Annotated in this window: 19 protein-coding genes; 12 read left to right on the top strand and 7 right to left on the bottom strand. The window is 64.3% G+C overall.

Annotated features, from left to right (window positions below; all coding sequences use genetic code 11):
- Positions 1 to 51 precede the first annotated feature (51 nt).
- The 5 genes from MTR64_RS09825 to MTR64_RS09805 all read right to left on the bottom strand — a co-directional run bounded on the left by MTR64_RS09825 (position 52) and on the right by MTR64_RS09805 (position 6,426).
- Entirely contained in the window at positions 52 to 438 is a 387-nt protein-coding gene (locus MTR64_RS09825; RefSeq protein WP_243993288.1) for a glycine zipper 2TM domain-containing protein, read from the bottom strand.
- 207 nt (positions 439 to 645) lie between these two features.
- Positions 646 to 1,812: an FAS1-like dehydratase domain-containing protein gene (locus tag MTR64_RS09820; RefSeq protein WP_243993286.1), complete on the bottom strand. Its 1,167-nt coding sequence runs from the start codon at positions 1,810 to 1,812 to the stop codon at positions 646 to 648.
- A 53-nt stretch (positions 1,813 to 1,865) separates the two neighbouring features.
- Positions 1,866 to 2,381 (bottom strand): nitroreductase/quinone reductase family protein, encoded by a 516-nt coding sequence (locus MTR64_RS09815; RefSeq protein WP_243993284.1) that lies wholly within the window; start codon positions 2,379 to 2,381, stop codon positions 1,866 to 1,868.
- A gap of 145 nt (positions 2,382 to 2,526) precedes the next feature.
- The gene (locus MTR64_RS09810) at positions 2,527 to 3,018 is read right to left on the bottom strand and encodes an asparaginase domain-containing protein (RefSeq protein ID WP_243993282.1); all 492 of its coding nucleotides are present in this window, start codon (positions 3,016 to 3,018) and stop codon (positions 2,527 to 2,529) included.
- Positions 3,019 to 3,030: 12 nt separating this feature from the next.
- Positions 3,031 to 6,426, bottom strand: a complete 3,396-nt coding sequence (locus MTR64_RS09805) for an acyl-[ACP]--phospholipid O-acyltransferase (RefSeq protein WP_243993280.1) — start codon at positions 6,424 to 6,426, stop codon at positions 3,031 to 3,033.
- A gap of 176 nt (positions 6,427 to 6,602) precedes the next feature.
- Between MTR64_RS09805 and MTR64_RS09800 the strand changes: the two genes are divergently transcribed.
- Positions 6,603 to 7,199 carry a TetR/AcrR family transcriptional regulator gene (locus MTR64_RS09800; protein WP_243993278.1) on the top strand — a complete coding sequence of 199 codons (597 nt, stop codon included), beginning with the start codon at positions 6,603 to 6,605 and terminating at the stop codon, positions 7,197 to 7,199.
- Here the strand turns inward: MTR64_RS09800 and MTR64_RS09795 are convergent.
- Positions 7,184 to 7,807 carry a TetR/AcrR family transcriptional regulator gene (locus MTR64_RS09795; protein ID WP_243993276.1) on the bottom strand — a complete coding sequence of 208 codons (624 nt, stop codon included), beginning with the start codon at positions 7,805 to 7,807 and terminating at the stop codon, positions 7,184 to 7,186. The two genes, MTR64_RS09800 and MTR64_RS09795, sit on opposite strands and share 16 nt — an antisense overlap.
- A gap of 77 nt (positions 7,808 to 7,884) precedes the next feature.
- Here MTR64_RS09795 and MTR64_RS09790 point away from each other — a divergent pair, with 77 nt between their 5' ends.
- From MTR64_RS09790 to MTR64_RS09780, 3 genes are read left to right on the top strand one after another with little or no spacing between them, the layout of a single operon-like run.
- Complete coding sequence (locus MTR64_RS09790) at positions 7,885 to 9,345, top strand: efflux transporter outer membrane subunit (protein WP_243993275.1); 1,461 nt, start codon at positions 7,885 to 7,887, stop codon at positions 9,343 to 9,345.
- Positions 9,338 to 10,504, top strand: coding sequence for an HlyD family efflux transporter periplasmic adaptor subunit (locus MTR64_RS09785; protein WP_243993274.1), 1,167 nt, complete (start codon positions 9,338 to 9,340; stop codon positions 10,502 to 10,504). The genes MTR64_RS09790 and MTR64_RS09785 overlap by 8 nt, the downstream gene beginning before the upstream one ends.
- On the top strand, positions 10,504 to 12,063 hold the full coding sequence (locus tag MTR64_RS09780; RefSeq protein WP_243993273.1) for a DHA2 family efflux MFS transporter permease subunit: 1,560 nt from the start codon (positions 10,504 to 10,506) through the stop codon (positions 12,061 to 12,063). Before MTR64_RS09785 ends, MTR64_RS09780 begins: the two co-directional genes overlap by 1 nt.
- A 207-nt stretch (positions 12,064 to 12,270) precedes the next feature.
- On the opposite strand, the gene MTR64_RS09775 is transcribed toward MTR64_RS09780, so the two are convergent.
- Positions 12,271 to 13,314 carry a chemotaxis protein CheB gene (locus tag MTR64_RS09775; protein ID WP_243993272.1) on the bottom strand — a complete coding sequence of 348 codons (1,044 nt, stop codon included), beginning with the start codon at positions 13,312 to 13,314 and terminating at the stop codon, positions 12,271 to 12,273.
- A gap of 334 nt (positions 13,315 to 13,648) precedes the next feature.
- Between MTR64_RS09775 and MTR64_RS09770 the strand changes: the two genes are divergently transcribed.
- Genes MTR64_RS09770 through MTR64_RS09735 form a run of 8 tightly spaced genes read left to right on the top strand, consistent with a single transcriptional unit; the run spans position 13,649 to position 19,784 of the window.
- A complete protein-coding gene (locus tag MTR64_RS09770; RefSeq protein ID WP_243993271.1) occupies positions 13,649 to 13,909 on the top strand; it encodes an STAS domain-containing protein in 261 nt (86 codons plus the stop codon).
- On the top strand, positions 13,906 to 16,149 hold the full coding sequence (locus MTR64_RS09765) for a chemotaxis protein CheA (RefSeq protein WP_243993270.1): 2,244 nt from the start codon (positions 13,906 to 13,908) through the stop codon (positions 16,147 to 16,149). The genes MTR64_RS09770 and MTR64_RS09765 overlap by 4 nt, the downstream gene beginning before the upstream one ends.
- Complete coding sequence (locus MTR64_RS09760; RefSeq protein ID WP_243993268.1) at positions 16,146 to 17,015, top strand: CheR family methyltransferase; 870 nt, start codon at positions 16,146 to 16,148, stop codon at positions 17,013 to 17,015. The genes MTR64_RS09765 and MTR64_RS09760 overlap by 4 nt, the downstream gene beginning before the upstream one ends.
- Positions 17,012 to 18,037: a protein-glutamate methylesterase/protein-glutamine glutaminase gene (locus MTR64_RS09755; protein ID WP_243993266.1), complete on the top strand. Its 1,026-nt coding sequence runs from the start codon at positions 17,012 to 17,014 to the stop codon at positions 18,035 to 18,037. The genes MTR64_RS09760 and MTR64_RS09755 overlap by 4 nt, the downstream gene beginning before the upstream one ends.
- 5 nt (positions 18,038 to 18,042) lie before the next feature.
- Positions 18,043 to 18,594 carry a chemotaxis protein CheD gene (locus MTR64_RS09750; protein ID WP_243993264.1) on the top strand — a complete coding sequence of 184 codons (552 nt, stop codon included), beginning with the start codon at positions 18,043 to 18,045 and terminating at the stop codon, positions 18,592 to 18,594.
- Between the two features lie 16 nt (positions 18,595 to 18,610).
- Positions 18,611 to 18,982, top strand: a complete 372-nt coding sequence (locus MTR64_RS09745) for a response regulator (RefSeq protein ID WP_082010295.1) — start codon at positions 18,611 to 18,613, stop codon at positions 18,980 to 18,982.
- Positions 18,983 to 19,008: 26 nt separating this feature from the next.
- Positions 19,009 to 19,449: a chemotaxis protein CheW gene (locus MTR64_RS09740; RefSeq protein ID WP_243993262.1), complete on the top strand. Its 441-nt coding sequence runs from the start codon at positions 19,009 to 19,011 to the stop codon at positions 19,447 to 19,449.
- A gap of 8 nt (positions 19,450 to 19,457) precedes the next feature.
- Complete coding sequence (locus MTR64_RS09735) at positions 19,458 to 19,784, top strand: hypothetical protein (RefSeq protein WP_243993260.1); 327 nt, start codon at positions 19,458 to 19,460, stop codon at positions 19,782 to 19,784.
- Positions 19,785 to 19,875 lie beyond the last annotated feature (91 nt).

Raw genomic sequence — 19,875 nt, 5'->3', positions numbered from 1 at the left:
CGCCATCCCCGGGGATGGCGCGCCTTCTCGTTTTGGCCTGAAACCGCCCGATCAGCGGCAGCGCAGGTCGCCCCGGTCGATTTCACGGCCGAGGAGGCCGCCAACGACACCGCCGAGCAGGGCGCCCAGCGTCTGGTCGCCATTGCCGGCCAGTTCATGGCCCGCGAGAGCGCCGACCCCGGCCCCGATGATGAGGCCGGTCGTGCCGTTGTCACGGCGGCAGTAATAACGGCCATCGCGCCCGCGCCACACATGGGAATTGCGGGTGATACGGCGCGGTTCGGCATAGCGGCCGCGCGAATCATAGATGCGCCTGTCATAGTGCCGGTCCTTCGCACGCTTGCCGTAGGCTGGCGCATGCGGTGGCGGATCGGCCAGGGCGGCTCCGGTTGGAAGCGCAAGTGTGGCGGCGGCCAGCGCCAGCAGTAATTTCTTCATTGTCCTATCCTCCTGAAAACCCTTGTTCGAACGCCTGGGGTCGCTTTTGCCGTCGACAGCCTCAACGTTTGATGAACCACTATCGGGAAAAAAAGGCGATGAAAGGCGGGACGAAACCGGCTGGCGATGAAACTCGCCGCGGGCGGTAAAGGTTTCAAGACAAGGGAGGATCCGGCCCTTCCGCTCGGGAAGGGCCGGGAACGGGCCTTAACCGGCCTTTTTGGGGAGTGCGATTTCAGCTGTGCCAAGGCACATCTTCACACCACGCTGGTTGGTCATCAGGTGCTTGACGTGCACGAGGTGGCGGCCTTCGGCATCGACCGACTTTTCGGTTACTTCCGCGGACTGGATGGTGATGTCGCCGGTCAGCGCGGGACCGCGGTAATTGGCGGTGGAGTGGACGACCATGCCGTGTTCGCCTGCCCAGCCGGACAGGAAGTCGGTCACCCACGAGCCCATCGAGGCGCCGTAGCCATAGCCACGGGGCATGCCGATGCGGCGGGCGAACTTGGGGAACAGGTGTCCGCGCGAGGGCCCGTAGTAGGCGCCGTCGGTGAGGAAGGGATTGACCTTCATCATGTCGGGATCGTTTTCGTACCCGGCCATTTCCTTGGTGAAGCCCAGACCCTCGAGGTCCTGCTTGCGCAGGTTCATCGAACCCCAAGTGTTGACGATGTAGGCGCGCCATTCGGTGGCGAAGCTGGCCAGCGAGTGCGGGCCGAACACGCGCTCGGGGAGCTGGTCGCCAACGTTCACGTCATCCCACCAGCGTTCCTGGTGGCCGAGATCGTGCATCATCTGCACCCATGAAAACACGCGCTTCTCGACGTCGGCCATCTCTTCATCGGACCAGTCCGAATCATTGAAATCGGCTTCGTTGACCGAAGCACCGCCCGCGTGCGCGTTGTAGCGCAGCGAGGTGGAGCGCTGCTTGGCGATCGCGTCGCCATCCTGGTTGTAGTAGTTGTTGTCGCCGCGCTGGAAGGCGGTGGGGCCGAAGCCGGTTTCCTTGACGGCATAGTCGAAGGGAATGCGCTCGTTGCGGATCATGTCGCCGGGCTTGATGCGCGGGCCGTAGAACCACCATTCGTCGCCCGCGAAGAGCAGGTGCGAATTGGGGATGCAGCCGACGCAGGCCGGTGCGGCGCCGTGGCCGTCATCGGTGGCGATGGCGAAGCTTTGCGGCGCGACGAGGCCGCCCCAGCGGCTGGCGGCTGCATAGTCCGGATCGAAGTGCAGCAGGTTGGCATAGTGCATCGCGTGCACCCAGCGGCGGATGTCGTTGGGGGCGATCGTCTCGCGCAGCGGCGAGAAGTCCATGACCTTGCCCAGGTACTGGTCGATGTCGGAGGTATCGAGTGTGGCAGTGCTCATTGGTACGGTATTCCTGTGTCAGAACTTGCGCCAGGATCAGAACGGCGCTGAAATCAAAACTGGCGAAGTCCGGTGGCATCCTCTGCCTTGAAGACGGGGATCGCTTCGACAGCCTTCATCATCACCAGCGGGATCACGCGGTCGGTAGCCTTGGCGTAGTCGGCGTAGAAGGGGTGGCAATCGACCATGAAATTCCAGACCTTCTCGCGCTCCGCCCCTTCGGGTTCGCGCCAGGTGCCGCGGAAGGCTTGCGTGGCGATCTGGAATTCGACCTGATCCTGTTCGCGGATGTTGAGGTACCAGGCGGGGTGATGGTCCGCGCCGCCCTTGGAGGCGCAGATCACGACTTCGCCGCCGATGTCGGCGTAACACAACGGGGTGATGAAGATCTTGCCGCTCTTGCGGCCGGTGTACTTGACCAGACAGTGCGTTGCAAAGGAACGGCCGCCCACGGGGGTCACGTCCATGATGTGGCCCTCGGCTCCGCCCGAGTTCAGATACATGTCGCGATGTTCGACAACCCAGTCCTTGCGCGTGTCGCGAATGGCCGCGGACGATTCGTCGCTCATGGCGCTTCTCCCTCTCCTGACGGGGCCGATGCCCGCCCTTGAGGGCGCACGATTGCGGATCGGATGGCCGGGGTCCAGTGCCGATCAGATCAAGGCGCATCACCGGTGTGAAGTATCATCACGGCGAAGTCTTGAGAGAGGGACGTCAGGCTTGCGTGAACTTCCCCGCCGCGCGGTCCTTGCGGACCTTGAGGGCATCGAAGACCGAACCGTTCATGGTGATCCAGACGCCGGGCTTTGCTGCCTGACAGCAGGCAATCGCCATGCCCAGATTGAACGGCGCGTCGCTCTCCGCAAAGCGGGCGGGCGCGAGGGCTCCGGTGAGGACGATGGTCTTGCCTTCGATGTCCGCCAGCATCTTCGCCGTGTCGGTCATGGTGTCGGTGCCGTGGGTGACCACGACATGCGTTTCCGGCGCGGCGGCTATGGTCGCCCTGATCAGCGCCCGGTCCTCATCGCTGAGTTCGAGGCTGTCCTTGCGCATCAGTTCGACCACGCGGAACGGATGCGTGACGCGCGAGACTTTCAGCAGCTTTTCGATCACGCTCTCGGCGATCTGGTATTCGCTCAGCGCGTCGAAATACTGCTTGTCGATCGTGCCGCCGGTGGTGACGACGAGGATGGGGGGGTGGCTCATGGCGCGCCATTATCACCCCTGCGCCATCTCGCCCAGCGTCATGTAGTCGAGCTTGCCCGTGCCCAGCACCGGCAGCGCATCGAGCACGCGGATGTCGCGCGGGAGCATCAGTTCGGTGACGCCATTGGCGCGGCCCCATTCGAGCAGGGCCTTGGGTTCGGCCTGTGATGCAGTGGTGTAGAGTACCAGTTGTTCGCCCTTCTTGGGATCGGGGCGGGTGACGACGGCGTGTTCGCCCTCGGGCCAGGCCTTTGCCGCATAGCCTTCCACTGCGGGAAGCGAGACCATTTCGCCGCCGATCTTGGCAAAGCGCTTGGCGCGGCCGCGGATGGTGACGAAGCCGGCTTCGTCGATGGTGACGATGTCGCCGGTGTCGTGCCAGCCCTCGGCGGGCGGCTGGAGCTTGCCGGGCTCGCTTGCGAGCAGGTAGCCCGCCATCACGTTCGGGCCCTTCACATAGAGGCGGCCGCCTTCCTCAATCCCGGGAACCGGTTCGAGCCGCGCTTCCATCGCGGGAAGCAGGCGGCCGACGGTTCCGGCCTGGAAGTGCATCGGCGTGTTCACCGCGATCACCGGCGCGCATTCGGTGGCGCCGTAGCCTTCGAGGATGCGCAGGCCGAACTTGTCCGACCAGGCCTTGCGGGTTTCGTCGCGTACTTTCTCGGCGCCCGAGAAGATGTAGCGCAGGCTGTAGAAATCATAGCTGTGCGCCATGCGGGCATAGCCGGAGAGGAACGTGTCGGTGCCGAACAGGATCGTCGCGTTGGCATCGTAGGCCAGCGCGGGCACGATCCGGTAGTGCAGCGGGCTGGGGTAGAACACCGTCTTGATGCCGTTGAGGATCGGCAGCAGCGTGCCCCCGGTCAGGCCGAAAGAGTGGAACACCGGCAGCGCGTTCAGCACCACATCACTCTGGTTGAAGTCGATCCGCGCGGAAAGCTGCGCGCAGTTCGCCAGCAGGTTGCGGTGGGTGAGGACGACGCCCTTGGGTGTGCCTTCCGAGCCGCTGGTAAACAGGATCACCGCAGGCGCGTCGGGCGAAAGGCGCAGCTTGGCATGGCGGCCTTCCGCCCCGCGCTTGAGAAACAGGTGCCACAGCTTTGCAGTAGTGCCGATCTCCTGCGCCAGATCTTCCAGATAGAGCACGGTGCGTCCGCTGGCTTCCAGTGCGTTGACCGTGTCCTGCAGCTTTGCCTGCTCGACGAAGGCGTGCGCGGTGACGACGGTGCGGACTTCGGCGGTGTCGCAGGCCGAGAGCAGGTTGGTCAGCCCGGCGGTGAAGTTGAGCATCGCCGCCACGCGCCCTTCGGCCTGCAGTGCGAAGAAGGAGAGCGCGGCGCCGTTGACGTTGGGCAGCAGCAGACCGACGGCTTCACCCGGGCGGGTGCGGTAGGCGAGCCTCTCACCCAGCAGCTCCGATCCCAGGATCAGCCGGTCGAGCGAAAGCGGCTGGCGCTTGACGTCTTCGACGACTTTGGCCTTGCCGCCATGGATCGCGCGCGCCTCGCACAGGGCGGTGAACAGCGTGCGGCTGGTTTCGGTAGTGGCAAAGATCATCGCGCTCATCTCGTCGTAGAGACGGCGGCCCGCGATGGCGCGGCGGGCGCGGGCAGACATTTCGCCTTCAATCTGGAAGCGGCGCGGCGGCAGCACGTCGATCGTCACCTTGGGGAACCAGCGCGTGCGGACCTTGCCCTTGAGGTGCGAGAGCGGGCTGAACTGCGGGCCATTGAGGCGCACAGGCACGATCGGCGCGTCGGCCTTGTCGGCGACCATGCCGGGGCCGTCGAACACCTTCATCAGCGCGCCGGTCACAGTGATGCGGCCTTCGGGGAAGATCACCAGCGTATTGCCCTCACGCACGGTGCGCACCATGGCCTTGGCCGACATCGGGTTGGTGGGATCGACCGGGAAGGCGCGGAACAGCTTGAGGAAGGGCTGAATCCACCAGCTCTTGGCAATCGCGGTGTGGACCGCAAAGGTCGGCTTGCCGGGCAGGAAGGCGCCAAGCAGCACGCCGTCGAGATAGGACAGGTGGTTGACCACCACCACCGCGCGTTCGCCGGGCTTGGGCATGTTCTCGATGCCGGTCACCTCGACGCGGTAGAGCATCCTCAGGACGATCCGGATCACCGCCTTGAACAAGGTTTCAGGCAGCAGCCAGACCGAGACCAGCGCGACGATCAGCGTCGCGACGCCCAGCACGCCGATCACCTGCGGCACGCTGGCACCCGCGCCGAGCAGCCCGGCGACCACGGCGACAGCGGTGACAGTCATGCCGGCGTTGAGGATGTTGTTGGCGGCGATGACCTGCGAGCGCTCGTCGGGCGCCGAGCGCACCTGCAGGATGGCGTAAAGCGGGACGATGAACATCCCGCCCGAAAAGGCGATCACAACCAGATCGGCAAAGATGCGCCATGAGCCGGTGCTGGCAAGAAATTCGTGCACCGTTGCTTCGGGATATGTCACGGTGAACAGGCTGGTGGAGAACGAAAGGTCGATCAGACCAGCAGCCAGAGCCAATGCGCTGACGGGCACGTACTTGGCGGAAACTTCGCCGCCGAGCAGACGGTTGACCGTCATCGAACCGAGCGCAATCGTCACCGAGAAGATCACGAGGAACAGCGTCGCCACGTCCTTCTGTGCGTTCAGCGTATCGGAAACGAGCGGCACGAATTCGGTCAGCAGCACGGCCCCTGCGGTAAAGAACCAGCTGATGCCCAGCACTGCCAGCCACACGCCGCGGCCCTTGTGCGCGGTGGTCAGCACGTGCCAGGTGCCGCGCGCGACGTTCCAGTCCACCGGATGGCCGCTGCGGCTCGGCGGGGCGGGCGGGATGGCCAACGCCGCGAGATAGCCCAGCGTGGCAAGGCCCATGGCGACAACGCCGGCTTCCCAAGGCGGAACCTGTCCGGCGAGCAATTGGCCGGTCAGGATCGCAAGGAAAGTGCCCGCCTCGATCAGGCCGGTGCCGCCCATGATCTCGTGCTGGGTCAGGTGCTGGGGCAGGATCGAATACTTCACCGGGCCGAACACGGTGGAATGCAGGCCCATCAGGAACAGGCTGGTGAGCAGCAGCGCAATCGATTCCCAGGCAAAACCGACCAGCGCCACGCCCATGATGCCTACTTCGGCCAGCTTCACCCAGCGCACCAGCGTGGCCTTGTCGATGCGGTCGGCGATCTGGCCGGCCAGCGCCGAGAACAGGAAATAGGGGAGGGTGAACAGGCCGGTGGCGATCACCGAAAGCATGCCCGCCTGTTCGGGTGCGTCCTTCAGGATGCCGTAGTTCGCCAGCAGCAGCATCGCGTATTTGAGCAGGTTGTCGTTGAAGGCGCCGAGGAACTGGACCACGAACATCGGCGCGAACCGCCGCTTGGCGAGCAGTGAAAAGTCTGGTGCGGACACGCCGTTTCCCCGTTTTCTGATCTGAAAGCTCTAACTGCCAGATTGCCGCATGGCGACTCGCTGGTGTGAGCGTGGTGTCTCACGAAAATATACACTGTTTAATTAGAAAATTAGACATCGTTCAATTAATCTGCGAAAGCGCGGGAAGCACACAAAAGAGCTATGGGTTTGCAGGCATGGGACGGCGTTCCGACCACTCGCGCGAGGAATTGCGCGCACTGATATTGGATGAAGGGCACCGTCAGCTCTCGGAGGTGGGGTTTGCCCGCTTTTCGGCGCGAGAGGTGGCCAAGGGAGTCGGCTATTCGATCGGCACGATCTACAACGTCTTCGGCTCCTATGATGCGCTGCTGCTGGCGCTGAACGGGCGCACGCTGGATCTGTGGCTGGCGTTTCTGGAAGAGCGGCTGGCGGGCTGCGAAGAGGGGAGGCTCGATGCCGCGATCGAGGCCTATTTCGATTTCGCGCTGGGTCAGCGCCACGCTTGGACCGCGCTCTACGATTTCCGCCTGCCCGAAGGCGCGTCGCCTTCGGAGGACTACCGAAACAAGGTCGCGGCCATCACAGGCGTGATCGTGCGTGAAATCGCCGCCGTGCTCCCGGCGGGCGCGCAGGCGCAGGCCTTGCCGCTGGCGCGCTCGCTGTTGGCGAGCGTGCACGGGCACTGCTTTTTCGCGCTCAACGGCACGTTTGCCATGTTGGGGGAGAGCGATCCGCTGGGGGCGGCCAAGGCGCGTGTCGCGGATGCCCTGGCGCGTTACGGCGCCGGTTGATCGTCCGGCGGAGGGGGGGCGTCAGGGATGGAGCAGGTGATCATGTCCACCATGCTGGCGATATAGGCTTCGCACTCCGTTGAAGTGGGTTTGTTGGGACGAAGCAGTATATCGGAACGGTAACCGGATATGGCCGCGAGCGTGACCCGCGCCAGCTTTTCGGCCTGGTCCGCCGGGACGCGGGTGGCGAAGAAGTCGTTGACGCACTTGCGGATCTTCGCCGGTCCACGCGAGTAGAACATTTCCCGGATTTCAGGGAACCGCCCGCCTTCTCCCAGGATCAGGTTGAACAGGCTGATCGAGTTTTCGCGCATCAGGCATTCGAGAAAGCGCAGGCAGGCGCGCCGCAGGGCGGGGACCGAATAGGTCTGGCTTGTCAGTACTTCGTCGATGTCCTGCGAAAAGCTTTCCACTTCCTTGTCGATGACGGCGGCGAACAATTCTTCCTTGGATCCGAAGTGCGCCCATAGTGTGGCCTTGGAGCCGCCGAGTTCCTCGGCAATGGCGGACATGCTGGTGGCGGCATAGCCGCGCTCGAAGAACGAGCGCGTCGCGATATCGACGATTTCCGCCCGCTTCCGCGCCTTGTTCAGCTCTCTCTTGCCCATCAGATTTGTCATAGCTGTACTACTAAGTACACTTTTAGATTGACACATGCAAGCGCCGTCTCGATAAATGTGTACCGATGAGTACGCAAACATGTTCGCGAGTCGGGGCGGTGGCGCTCCTGACTGCCGCGCTTACCCTTTCTGCCTGCGCTGCGCCGGATCTTGGGCCTCGTCCAAAGATCGACGCGCCTGCTGCACTGGCGTCCGCACAATCGCTGGCATCGACCGGCGAGGAACGCTCGTGGCCCCGCCAGCAGTGGTGGACGGCCTATGGAGATCCGCAGCTGAACGCGCTGGTCGAAGAGGCGCTGGCCGGATCGCCCAGCGTTGCCATGGCGGCGGCGCGTATCCGGCAGGCGCGCGGCGCGGCAGAAATGGCGGGCGCCGCCACCCTGCCTTCGCTGGGAGCGCAGGGCTCGGCCGGCTTTACCAAGCAGAGCTACAACAACGGCATGCCCAGGGAATACGTTCCGAAGGGCTGGAAGAGCACAGGCACGCTGGCGCTGACGGGCGACTTCGATCTCGACTTGTGGGGCAAGAACCGCAAGGCGCTGGCCGCTGCGACGTCCGAGGCCGAGGCGGCGGAAGCCGATGTGCGGCAGGCGGAGCTGATGCTGTCCAGCAATGTCGTGTCGTCCTATTTCGATCTCGCTCGCCTGATCGAGCGCGGCAAGGCTCTCGCCGAAGCCAGCGACGCCCGCGCATCCATGGTCGACCTGACCGGTCAGCGCACGCGCCAGGGGCTCGACAGCGAAGCGCCGCTGCGTCAGTCCCAGGCCATGGCGGCATCGGCCCGCGCCGCGCTTTCTGCCAATGACGAGCAGATCCTGCTGCGCCGCCACGCGATTGCGGCACTGCTCGGTGCCGGGCCGGATCGGGGCTTGTCGATCACGCCACCGGCACTGGCGGCGCTGCCCGAAAGCGGGATTCCGGCCGATGCCGGGATTGCGCTCGCGGGACGCCGGCCTGACGTAGTCGCCGCCCGCCTGCGTGCCGAGGCTGCCGCGAAGCGGATCGACGTGGCCAAGGCCGCGTTCCTTCCCGACATTTCGCTGCGCGGGCTGGTCGGATTGACCTCGCTCGGCATTTCCAACCTGATCGACAGCGGGTCGACTTATGGCAATGCCGGCGGCGCGTTCAGTCTGCCGATTTTCCAGGGCGGCCAGCTGAGGGGCAATTTCCGGCAGGCGCGTGGCGGCTATGACGAGGCCGTGGCGAGCTATAACGCGACTATTGTTGGCGCGCTGCAGGACGTCGCCGATGCGCTTGCAAGCCGCGATGCTGCTGCCGGACAGGAACGGGATGCCGCCGAGGCCGCATCGCAGTCTGCGGCCGCCTATGATCTTTCGATGCAGCGTTACCGGGGTGGGCTGTCCAGTTACCTCGACGCGCTGACCGCGCAAACCACCGCGTTGCAGGCCCGCGAAGCGGCCGTTGACGCCCATTTTCGCACCCTCGCTCTCGAAGTCGCGCTGAAGCGCGCGCTGGGCGGCGGGTTCGACGACAATTCAAACGAGAAGGCCCCGGGCAATGAGTGAAGATGTGCAGGATCAGCCTGCGAATGGCCAGGACGCGCATCCTGACGACAAGGGAAGCGTCTTGGACCAGCAGAAACGCAAACCCATGCTGATCAAGGTGGCGATCGGGGTGGCCGTGGTCGCTGGACTCTATTTTGCTTATAACGTGTTCATCGGCAGCCGTTCGGTATCCACTGACAATGCCTATGTGGCAGGTGAAATGGCCGAAGTGACGCCGTTGACGTCGGGCAGGGTGGTCGAGGTCAGGGTGACTGACACGCAGCCCGTCCGCCGCGGCCAGGTCCTGTTCCGCATCGACGATGCCGATCAGCGTATCGCCTTGGCCGAAGCGAAGGCGGCGCTGGAATATGCAAAGCGGCGTTACGGCCAGTCGCGCGCCAACGAAACCGCGCTCGGCGCGGCTGCCGATGCCAGTGCCACGCAGATCGGTGCGGCACAGGCCAGGGTCACTTCGGCCGGGGCGGCGCTGGCCAAGGCCCAGACCGACTACGACCGCCGTGCAGCGCTGACCGGCAGCGGCGCGGTTTCGGGTGAGGAACTGACGGCCGCCCGCGAGGCGCTGGCTTCCGCGAAGGCCGCGGCGCGCGAAGCGCAGGCCGGTCTCGCCTCCGCCCGCTCGAACGCGACCAGTGCCCGCCGGCAGGAAGAGGCAGCGCGCGCACTTACCAGGGGCACCGATGTCGATACTGCACCGGAAGTGCTGCTGGCGCGGGCCCGGTTCGCGACGGCCGAGCTTGACCTCGAGCGCACCGTCGTGCGCGCGCCGGTCGATGGCATTGTGGCCAGGCGCACGATCCAGGTCGGCCAGAAGGTCGAGAACGGCAAGGTGGCCATGGCGATCGTTCCGGTCAGCCAGCTCTATGTCGATGCGAATTTCAAGGAAGACCAGCTCGGCAAGGTTCGTAGCGGGCAGGCGGCGGAGTTGACGTCCGACTTCTATGGCGATGATGTCGTCTACCACGGCAAGGTTGTCGGTTTCGCGGGCGGCACCGGCGCGGCGTTCTCGCTCATCCCGGCCCAGAATGCCACGGGCAACTGGATCAAGGTCGTGCAGCGCCTGCCGGTGCGCATCGAACTCGATCCGAAGGAACTGAAGGCGCACCCGCTGCGCATCGGCCTGTCGATGGACGCGAAGATCGATTTGACGAGTAAGGACTGATGGCAGGCGCCGCAGTAGCTCCGGCAGGAGCCGGGAATGGGAACGGCGCGAAGCCGCTGACCGGCATGCGGCTTGTGCTGGCGGGTTTCGTGCTGGCCATGGCGAACTTCATCGTCGTGCTCGACACGACAATCGCCAACGTCTCGGTCCCGCACATCTCGGGCGGACTTGCCGTTTCCGTGACGAGCGGGACCTGGGTGATCACCTCCTATGCCGTTGCCGAAGCAATCTGCGTTCCCTTGACGGGGTGGTTGGCGCAGCGCTTCGGCACACTGCGGGTCTTCATCTTCTCGCTGGTGGGGTTCGGCGTCTTTTCGGCACTTTGCGGCCTGTCCGGAACGCTTCCCGCGCTGGTCCTGTTCCGGCTGGGGCAGGGGTTCTGCGGCGGCCCGCTGATGCCGCTGACGCAGACATTGATGATGCGCATCTTCCCGAAGGAAATGCAGTCCAAGGCCATGGCGATGTGGGCGATGACGGTTGTCACGGCGCCGATCGCAGGCCCCATCCTCGGCGGTTACATCTCGGACAACTGGTCGTGGGAGTGGATTTTCTTCATTAACGTGCCGATTGTCGCGCTGATCCTGTTCGGTGTGCTGGCACTGCTGCGCGATGCCGAAACGCCCACCCGCAAGCTGCCGATCGACAGCGTCGGTCTGATCCTGCTGGTGATCTGGGTCGGCGCGTTCCAGATGATGCTCGATCTCGGCCGCGACGAGGACTGGTTCAATTCCACCCGCATCGTCGTGCTGGCGTGTATCGCCGTGGTGTTCTTCGTGGTGTTCGTGATCTGGGAGCTGACCGAAAAGCATCCCGTCGTCGATCTCAGCGTCTTCCGGCACCGCGGTTTTTCGGCATCGACCGCCTCGCTGACGATCGCTTTCGGGACCTATTTCGCCTCGATCGTCATCATTCCGCAGTGGCTGCAGATCTCGCTGGGCTACACGGCCACCGCCGCCGGGCATGCGACGGCTTTCAGCGGGGTTCTCGCGGTTGTCGTTTCGCCCATGGTGCCGAAGCTGATGCAGAAGTTCGATGCGCGCCTGCTCGTGTTCATCGGCATAACCTGGATCGGCATCTGCTCGCTCATGCGGGCGCACTGGTCGACCGACATCACATTCGGCACGGTGATCGTGCCGCAGTTGCTGCAGGGCGCAGGCGTGGCCTTGATGATCGTGCCGCTGACGACGATCGGTCTGGTTTCGGTGGATCCCGATGAAACCGCCTCGGCGGCCGGTATCGCCAATTTCGGGCGCACGCTGGCCGGCGCGGTCGCGACTGCGTTGGTCACGACCATGTGGCACGATGCCTCGCGCGAAAAGGCAGCGGTTCTTGCCGGTAATCTGAATGGTGCACAGTCCGTTTCGGACACCATGCAAAATCAGGGTTTCTCGGCGGATCAGGCGCGCGGCGTGATCGCCCAGCTGGTCGAGAACCAGGGCATGGCGCTTGGCACGGTGGAGATTTTCATCCTGTCCGGATTTGCCCTGTTCGTCGCAGCCATGACGATCTGGCTTGCGCCAAAGCCATCCAGGGATGCCAAGCCTGCGGCAGGTCACTGACCGCGGCAACTCGCTTTTCGGCCCCCCGGCCGGAAGGCGGCACCGGCAGGCCACCCCCGGGCCTTGCGGTTTTCCGAGTCCCCGCAGTCCCCCCAGCGCGGAAGACCCGGCCGGTGCCGCCATACTGCCTGGATCGGTATGCGCATGGCAAAACGGCCGGCCCGGAATGTCCGGGCCGGCCGTTTGATTTTTGCATTGCTGATGGGATCAGAGGGCCGCGCCGCAGTTGGCGAGCACGTCCTTGGCCAGATCTTCCAGCTTGAGTTCCGCATCGACGGCGCCAGCCTCTACCGCGGCGGTCGGTGCCTGCGGCACTGTGGCCGTGGTGCGGTCCTGCGCGAGGGTGCGGAAACCTGCTGCCTTCAGCAGGCGCAGGCCCTTGGCGCCATCTTCGCCCATGCCGGTCAGCACTGAGCCGATCGTGGCCATGCCGGCACGAGAGAGCGAACCGAACAGCAGCGTTGCCGAAGGACGGAAACCTTCGACCGGGTCACGATCGACCAGACGCAGCTTGGCCGGAATACCGGGCTCGACGATGACGTGCTTGGTCGGATCGAAGGCGATGTGTACGGTGCCGGCGGTCAGCTCGGCACCATCGACGGCGGCCTTGACTGAACAGGCGCAATCCTTGTCGGCGCGGGTGATGAACATTTCCGCCAGCGCCGGTTCGGTCTGCAGGATGATGACCGAGGGCGGGCAGTTCTTGGGGTACTGCATCAGCACTTCGGTCAGCGCATCGACGCCGCCCATCGACGTGCTGAACGCCGCGATCTTGCCGTTGGGCGAATAGTCCGGGCCGCTCTCGGCAGCTTCTTCGGCCTTGGGGCGCGCGCGCGGCTTGTCGCGAACGTTCGAATTGGCAGCCGCGAGCACGATCTTGCCGAGCTTGCCGACCTGCTTGGCGAACTGTTCCGGCGTGGCCTTGAGCGGCTTGGGGAAGCATTCCACCGCGCCGAGTTCGAAAGCCTTGAGCGAGGTTTCCGTCCCACTCTGGGTAAGGCTCGAAAGCATCACCACCGGCAGCGGGTTGGTGTTCATGATTTCCTCGAGGAACTCGATACCGCTCATGCCGGGCATTTCGACATCGAGGGTGACCACGTTGGGCCGGAGTTCGGCGATCTGGTCGCGTGCCTCGTCCGCATTGGCTGCGGTGCCGACGACGAGGACGTTCTTGGTCTGTTCCAGGACATCGCAAAACAGTGCGCGCATGGCGGCTGAATCGTCGACTACCAGAACGCGGGCGTCATGCATGGGGATCGGACCTTCTGTTGTCTCTAGTGGGCTTCTGATTGCGACATACCTCTAAACTTCCGATGAATTTCCTTAACCACACTACGCACTTCGACTGAGTTTGCAGAAAACGTCGCGTTGTCACCGTTTACCCTAACACTGAACCGTTCCGTGCGCCGGAAATCCGGTGCGGGAAGGTGAATTGAGCGAGTGAGGTTAGTCGCGTGCGTCGAATCCTGCCGAACATCGGTTCTGACTGTTTCGCGCCGTTGCAAGCGCGGAAAAATGCGGATGGCGAGTCACACCGGCAAGGAACGGACGGTCGCTATCAAGGCCGGATCAACGGGGGAAAGTGATGAGTAGCATTACCTTGCCAGCACGCTGCGACAGAGCGGCTGCAGAGGCAATCTGGCCCGAATTTGTCGCGGCGCTGGGCAATGGCGCCCTTCACATCGACGGCAGCGCGGTCGAGCACGTCGGCCAGTCGATGCTGCAGTTGCTGGTGTCGGCCCGCCGCAGCGGCGGAGGCGCAGAAATCCAGACTTCTCCCGCACTCACGGAAGCCGCGCGGCTGACCGGTCTGACGTCGGAACTCTTCGAAGAGAGCGAGCTATGAGCCCCGAGGAAATTCAACAGATCTTCTTCGTCGAATGCGAAGAATCACTGGCAGCGGCCGAGGCCGGGCTTGCCGCCTGCCGGGCAGGCACGCACGACTCGGATACGGTTAACGCCGTGTTCCGTGCCGTTCACTCGATCAAGGGCGGCGCCGGGGCATTCGGGTACTCGGCGCTCCAGGCGTACACGCACACTTTCGAAACGCTCCTTTCAGACGTGCGCGAAGGGCTGGTGGCGATCGAGGAGCAACTCGTCGATCTGCTGCTGCGCGCACTCGATACCCTTGCAGACCACGTCGAAGCCGCGCGCGAAGGGGGCGATGCTCCTGCTGACGCTGCGCTGATTGCGGAAATGGAAGGCGCCATGGCGGGCAACGCCGCAGCCGCGCCCGCGGCTGCCGCCGAACCGGAACCTGCGCCGCAGCCCGAAGCCGCCTCCAGCGATGACGATGACGAGCCCAAGCCGATCGACGATCTCGATCTTGCGGCGCTGCTAGACGATCTGACCGGTGGCTTTGACGCGCCCGCTCCTGCGGCTGCATCGACGAATGCTCCGGCGGGGCAGGACAAGCGCTGGAAAGTGCATTTGCGGCCGCGCGCGGGCGCCATGCGCAACGGCAGCGAACCGCTGCTGATGCTGCGGGATATCGCCGCGCTCGGCGGCGAAAGCGTATTTTGCGATGTCAGCCAGGTCCCGCCGCTCGACTCGTTCGAAGTTGCCCAGGGGTATCTGGGCTGGACATTCGCGATGCCCGCCGATGTGGCGGAAGACGCCGTGCGCGATATCTTCGATTTCATCGGTGACGATTGCGCCCTCGCCATCGGCAACGACGAGGAAATTCCGGAATTCCGGGCCGAACAGACCGCACCGGCGCCCAAGGCGGAACCGATCGCGGTAGCTCCGGCAGCACCTGCGGCTCCGGCAGCACCTGTGGCTGCTGCTCCCGTTGCAGTCGCGCCGGCCCCGGCGCCTGCCAAGGCTCCGCCCGCCGCTGCTCCTGCCGCTGAAGCGAAGCCGGATTCGGCTGAAAAGCCTGCGGCTGCGGCGCCTGCACCGCCATCTGCAGGGCAGTCGATTCGCATTGACCTGTTCAAGCTCGACCGCCTCATCGATCTTGTCGGCGAACTTGTCATCGCCCAGGCCATGCTGGTCCAGCGTCTCGACGGCGCGGGGATTACCGCGACCGAAGAACTCGGTCTGCTGGAAAGTCTGACGCGCGACATCCAGGAAAGCGCGATGTCGATCCGCGCGCAGCCGATCGCCAGCGTGTTCAGCCGCGTGCCGCGTATCCTGCGCGACCTTGCCGCTTCCACCGGCAAGCACGTCAAGCTGGAAACCATCGGTGAAACCACCGAACTCGACAAGACCGTGATCGAGCGCCTTGGCGAGCCGCTGACGCACCTGATCCGCAACGCGGTCGACCACGGTATCGAAAGCGCGGATGTCCGCATCGCGGCAGGCAAGCCGCCGGAAGGCACGCTGACCCTGTCCGCTGAGCACCGCTCGGGCCGTATTCTCATCACCATTGCCGATGACGGCGCGGGCATCAATCGCGAGCGCGTGCTGGCAAAGGCGGTCGAAAAGGGCATTGTCAGCCCTGACGCACAGCTTTCGGCCGAGGAAATCGACAACCTGATTTTCGCGCCGGGCTTCTCGACTGCGCAGGTCGTCTCCAACATCTCGGGACGCGGCGTGGGCATGGACGTGGTACGCCAGAACGTGAAGGATCTGGGTGGCCGTATCACCATCGAAAGCGTCCCCGGCCAGGGCACGGCCTTCATCCTGACCCTGCCACTGACGCTGGCGATTTCGGACGGTATGATTGTCGATGTCGGCGACCAGACGCTGGTTGTGCCGCTCGCGCACGTGGTGGAAAGCCTTCGTCCCGGCGAGGGGGACTTCCACGGGCTGGGATCGAATGCACAGATGCTTAACGTGCGCGGCCGGTTTATCCCGATCATTTCGCTCAAGACGGCTCTGGGGGCACCCACCGGCGCGACCAATCCGCAGGAAGGCGTGCTGATTGTCGTCGATACCGAAAGCGCAGGCCAGGCCGCGCTGCTGGTGGACGACATCTGCGACCAGCGCCAGTTCGTCATCAAGAGCCTTGCCACCAATTTCCGTGCGGTCGAGGGCGTCGCCGGCGCGACGATCCTGGGCGACGGCAAGGTTGCGCTCATCGTCGATGTCGACGGCCTCGTCGCCTGCGCACTGCCCGCACAGGAAAGGCAGGCTGCGTGACGGCTGTTTCCGCCTCGACCAACACGATTCCCGGAGTCAGCCCGGATATCTACAGCGCTGCCGACTTCGCGCAGATCGCCAGGATCATCTACAGTGCTGCCGGGATCGTGCTGCCGCAGGGCAAGGCCATGCTGGTGTATTCCCGCATCGCCCCGCTCGTGCGCGCGGCGGGGAGTGTCACGTTCTCCAAGTATATCGAACTCATCGGAGAGGATGCGGCCGAACTCAACAAGGCGGTCGCCGCGCTGACCACCAACCACACCTTCTTCTACCGCGAAGCGCACCATTTCGATCACTTGCGCACCGAACTGCGGCCGCGTCTGATCGAGAAGCTGCGTCACCGGCAGCCAGTGCGGGTGTGGTCGGCCGGCTGCTCCAGCGGCGAGGAGACGTGGTCGATCGTCATGACCCTGCTGGGGGCCGACCGTTCGGACGGCGTCAATCTGGCGCGCGGCGACCTGCGAGTGCTGGCCTCCGACATCGCCCCGCACGCGATCAAGAAGGCCGAGGCCGCCACGTATCCGGCGAAGGACCTGAAGCCGGTGCCGGAGGAACTGCGCCGGGCCTGGACCACGGAGAGCGGTGATCAGGTGGTCATGGCGGACGCCATGCGCCAGATCGTGCGCTTCCGCCTGCTCAACCTGCATGGCGACTGGCCGATCAAGGGACAGTTCGATTTCATTTTTTGCCGGAACGTCATGATCTATTTCGACAATCCGACCAAGGAACGGCTCGTCAAGCGCTTCAGCGACGTGCTGGCGCCCGGCGGCTTTCTCTACATCGGCCATTCCGAACGCGTGACCGGCCCGGCCGCGAACGATTTCCAGCTCGTCGGTCCGACGATCTACCGCCGGAGGGCCGCATGAGCATCCGCGTCCTCATCGTCGACGATTCGCCGACCATGCGCGCGATCCTCATGTCGCGGCTGCGCGAACAGCCTGATATCGAAGTGGTCGGTTCTGCATCGAATGCTGCGGAAGGTCGCACGCTGATGAAGCAGCTGGACCCTGACGTGGTCACGCTCGACATCGAAATGCCGGGCATGAACGGTCTCGATTTCCTCGAGAAGATAATGACGCTGCGCCCGACGCCGGTGATCATCGTTTCCGGCGCTACCCAGGAAGGCAATGAAGTGACGGCCCGCGCGCTCGCGCTGGGCGCAGTCAATTGCTATTCGAAATACGATCCCACCGGCAAACTGGCCCTGCAGGACAGCGGCGAGCTGGCCAAGCTGATCCGCGATGCGGCCCAGATCGAGTTCCGCAAGCCCGTACGCAACGCGCCCGCCGTTGCGGAGGAAAGCCGGCGTTCGATCAAACGTGACACCCGTCTGATCGCCATCGGTTCTTCCACCGGCGGGGTCGAGGCGCTGCAGGTACTGCTGCGCGAATTTCCGCGCGACTGCCCGCCCACCGTCATCGTCCAGCACGTTAACCCGCGCTTTGCGCCTGCGATTGCACGCACGCTGGATCAGGTCTGCCCGGCCACGGTGCAGGTGGCGGTGCATGACATGCCGCTCAAGACCGGGCATGTCTATCTCGCCGCCGAGGCCGAGCATCACCTTCTCGTGAAAGGCGATGCCACCCTTTATGCCAAGCTGCGCCGGGGTGAGCCGATTTCAGGCCATGTTCCCAGCGTGGACGCGCTGTTCCACTCCGTCGCCCAGTATGTGGGTGCGGACGCCGTCGGTATCCTGCTGACGGGCATGGGGCAGGACGGTGCCAAGGGGCTGCTGGCGATGGCCAACGCGGGGGCACACACGATCGCCCAGGACGAGGCGACCTGCACCGTCTTCGGCATGCCGCGCGCGGCCATTTCGCTTGGGGCAGCACGCGTTGTCGCACCGATCAGTACCATTGCGCGTCACGCGTTGCACAAGGCGGCCTGATAACAATGAATATAGATCTCACTCCGCCCAACATAACCCGCCTGACCGTGCTGCAGGGCCAGTTCAAGGTCAGCGCCGGCCCCAAGGTGGAATTCAGCACTGTGCTCGGCTCGTGCGTAGCCACGTGCCTCTACGACCCGGTCGTGGAGCTTGGCGGCATGAACCATTTCCTGCTGTCCGAACCGCCGGCCAGCCACAACCCCGGCGAAGTGGACGTGCACTACGGCGTTTACCTGATGGAAATGCTGATCAACGAAATGCTGTCCTACGGAGCTCGCAAGGATCGTTTGCGCGCTCACCTTTACGGCGGTGCGAACATTCGTGCGGGAATGCAGCAGATCGGCACGGCCAATGCCGAATTTGCCCGCAGCTTCCTGGTGCGTGAGCATATCACCCTGGTTCGCGAGGACCTCGGCGGTACGAATGCCCGCCGCGTGGATTTCCGTCCGGCATCCGGCCAGGTCCGGTGCCGAACTGTCGCCCCCTCGGATGCTCCCGAGGTTAAACCGCAACCCGTGTTCCGCCCGGTACCGCGCGGCGAAGTCGAACTGTTCTGACCAAACGAGGCATCCGATGTCCAAGACTACCCGCATTCTTACTGTAGACGACAGCGCGTCGATGCGCGCGCTGCTCAATCACGCACTGTCCACCAATGGTTTTGACGTGGCCCAGGCCGACGACGGCGTTTCCGCGCTGGAGTGGCTTGCGGTCAACGAGGTTGATGTCGTCATCACCGACATCAACATGCCCCGTCTCGACGGCTTCGGCCTGATCGAGCAGGTGCGTGGCGGCACCCGCCACCGCGACCGGCCGATCCTGGTGCTGACCACTGAAAGCTCGGACGAGAAGAAGGCACGTGCCCGCGCTGCCGGTGCAACCGGCTGGATCGTCAAGCCCTTTGACACCGACAAGCTCGTCGCGGCCGTGCGCCGCGTCGCCCACTGATTTCACCCGCAAAGGAGGTTCAGGACATGCACCGCGAACTTATCACTTTCGAAGTCGCCGGCCAGATCTTCGCGCTCGACATCATGTCGATCCGCGAAATCCGGGCGTGGACGCCCGTCACGCCGATGCCGCGCGTACCGGCATACGTCGCAGGCGTGGTCAACCTGCGCGGCACCGTGCTGCCGGTGATCGATCTCGCCGCCCGTCTCGGCTGGACGCCGACCGAGGCGACGCCGCGCCATGCGATCATCGTGTGCCAGATCAACGGCCAGTCGCAGGGGCTCATCGTCGATTCGGTCAGCGACATCGTCGCGCTCGACACCGATACGCTGCAGCCGCCGCCGACCACCGGGCAGGAAGACGTTACGCCGTTCCTGGAAGGCCTTGCGGCCATCGAGGAACGCATGGTCATGGTAATCGATCTGCAGGCGCTGAGCGCTTCAGAGGATCACGCGATCGCGGCCTGAAGCGGATGATGCACGAACCCAAATTTACGGCAATGGCCGAAGTGCTGGGCGAACTCGGGTCCGAGATCGAAGCCCTGGGCGAAGTGCTGTGCCGTGATGAGGATTTCGCTGCGCGCCATATGCGCGAGTTGCAGGCGATCGACCTGATCGCTCAGAAGCAGCGCGTGCTCGCCTCCATTCTGGCGGCGGGGTTCAGTGCCAGCGAAATGCGCAGTATCAGTCTGGAAGCCCTGCGGCATCGCTTCGCGGGCTTCATCGAAGAGACCGACGTGACCTGTTGTGAAGTCACGATCAGCGGGCCGGATGATCCGGACGCGCTGGGTCTTTGGGATTGATGCCTTCCCAGCATCCGTGAAGGGGCGGGCAGTTCAGCCCCTGCCACGGAACGAGAGCCGCAAAGGCTTGAGCCATGGTTCGACGAAGCGG

The sequence above is a fragment of the Novosphingobium album (ex Hu et al. 2023) genome, from assembly GCF_022832385.1.
Classification (GTDB): domain Bacteria; phylum Pseudomonadota; class Alphaproteobacteria; order Sphingomonadales; family Sphingomonadaceae; genus Novosphingobium; species Novosphingobium album.
Note: the sequence above shows the minus strand (reverse complement) of the source record. Positions and strands in the feature narration are given on the sequence as shown.

Coding starts and splice junctions, on each gene's coding strand:
- MTR64_RS09820 (WP_243993286.1), bottom strand. CDS start 1,812: ATGAGCACTGCCACACTCGATACCTCCGACATCGACCAGTACCTGGGC.
- MTR64_RS09740 (WP_243993262.1), top strand. CDS start 19,009: ATGCACCGCGAACTTATCACTTTCGAAGTCGCCGGCCAGATCTTCGCG.
- MTR64_RS09750 (WP_243993264.1), top strand. CDS start 18,043: ATGAATATAGATCTCACTCCGCCCAACATAACCCGCCTGACCGTGCTG.
- MTR64_RS09785 (WP_243993274.1), top strand. CDS start 9,338: ATGAGTGAAGATGTGCAGGATCAGCCTGCGAATGGCCAGGACGCGCAT.
- MTR64_RS09780 (WP_243993273.1), top strand. CDS start 10,504: ATGGCAGGCGCCGCAGTAGCTCCGGCAGGAGCCGGGAATGGGAACGGC.
- MTR64_RS09790 (WP_243993275.1), top strand. CDS start 7,885: ATGAGTACGCAAACATGTTCGCGAGTCGGGGCGGTGGCGCTCCTGACT.
- MTR64_RS09825 (WP_243993288.1), bottom strand. CDS start 438: ATGAAGAAATTACTGCTGGCGCTGGCCGCCGCCACACTTGCGCTTCCA.
- MTR64_RS09770 (WP_243993271.1), top strand. CDS start 13,649: ATGAGTAGCATTACCTTGCCAGCACGCTGCGACAGAGCGGCTGCAGAG.
- MTR64_RS09765 (WP_243993270.1), top strand. CDS start 13,906: ATGAGCCCCGAGGAAATTCAACAGATCTTCTTCGTCGAATGCGAAGAA.
- MTR64_RS09795 (WP_243993276.1), bottom strand. CDS start 7,807: ATGGGCAAGAGAGAGCTGAACAAGGCGCGGAAGCGGGCGGAAATCGTC.
- MTR64_RS09755 (WP_243993266.1), top strand. CDS start 17,012: ATGAGCATCCGCGTCCTCATCGTCGACGATTCGCCGACCATGCGCGCG.
- MTR64_RS09775 (WP_243993272.1), bottom strand. CDS start 13,314: ATGCATGACGCCCGCGTTCTGGTAGTCGACGATTCAGCCGCCATGCGC.
- MTR64_RS09745 (WP_082010295.1), top strand. CDS start 18,611: ATGTCCAAGACTACCCGCATTCTTACTGTAGACGACAGCGCGTCGATG.
- MTR64_RS09735 (WP_243993260.1), top strand. CDS start 19,458: ATGCACGAACCCAAATTTACGGCAATGGCCGAAGTGCTGGGCGAACTC.
- MTR64_RS09810 (WP_243993282.1), bottom strand. CDS start 3,018: ATGAGCCACCCCCCCATCCTCGTCGTCACCACCGGCGGCACGATCGAC.
- MTR64_RS09815 (WP_243993284.1), bottom strand. CDS start 2,381: ATGAGCGACGAATCGTCCGCGGCCATTCGCGACACGCGCAAGGACTGG.
- MTR64_RS09800 (WP_243993278.1), top strand. CDS start 6,603: ATGGGACGGCGTTCCGACCACTCGCGCGAGGAATTGCGCGCACTGATA.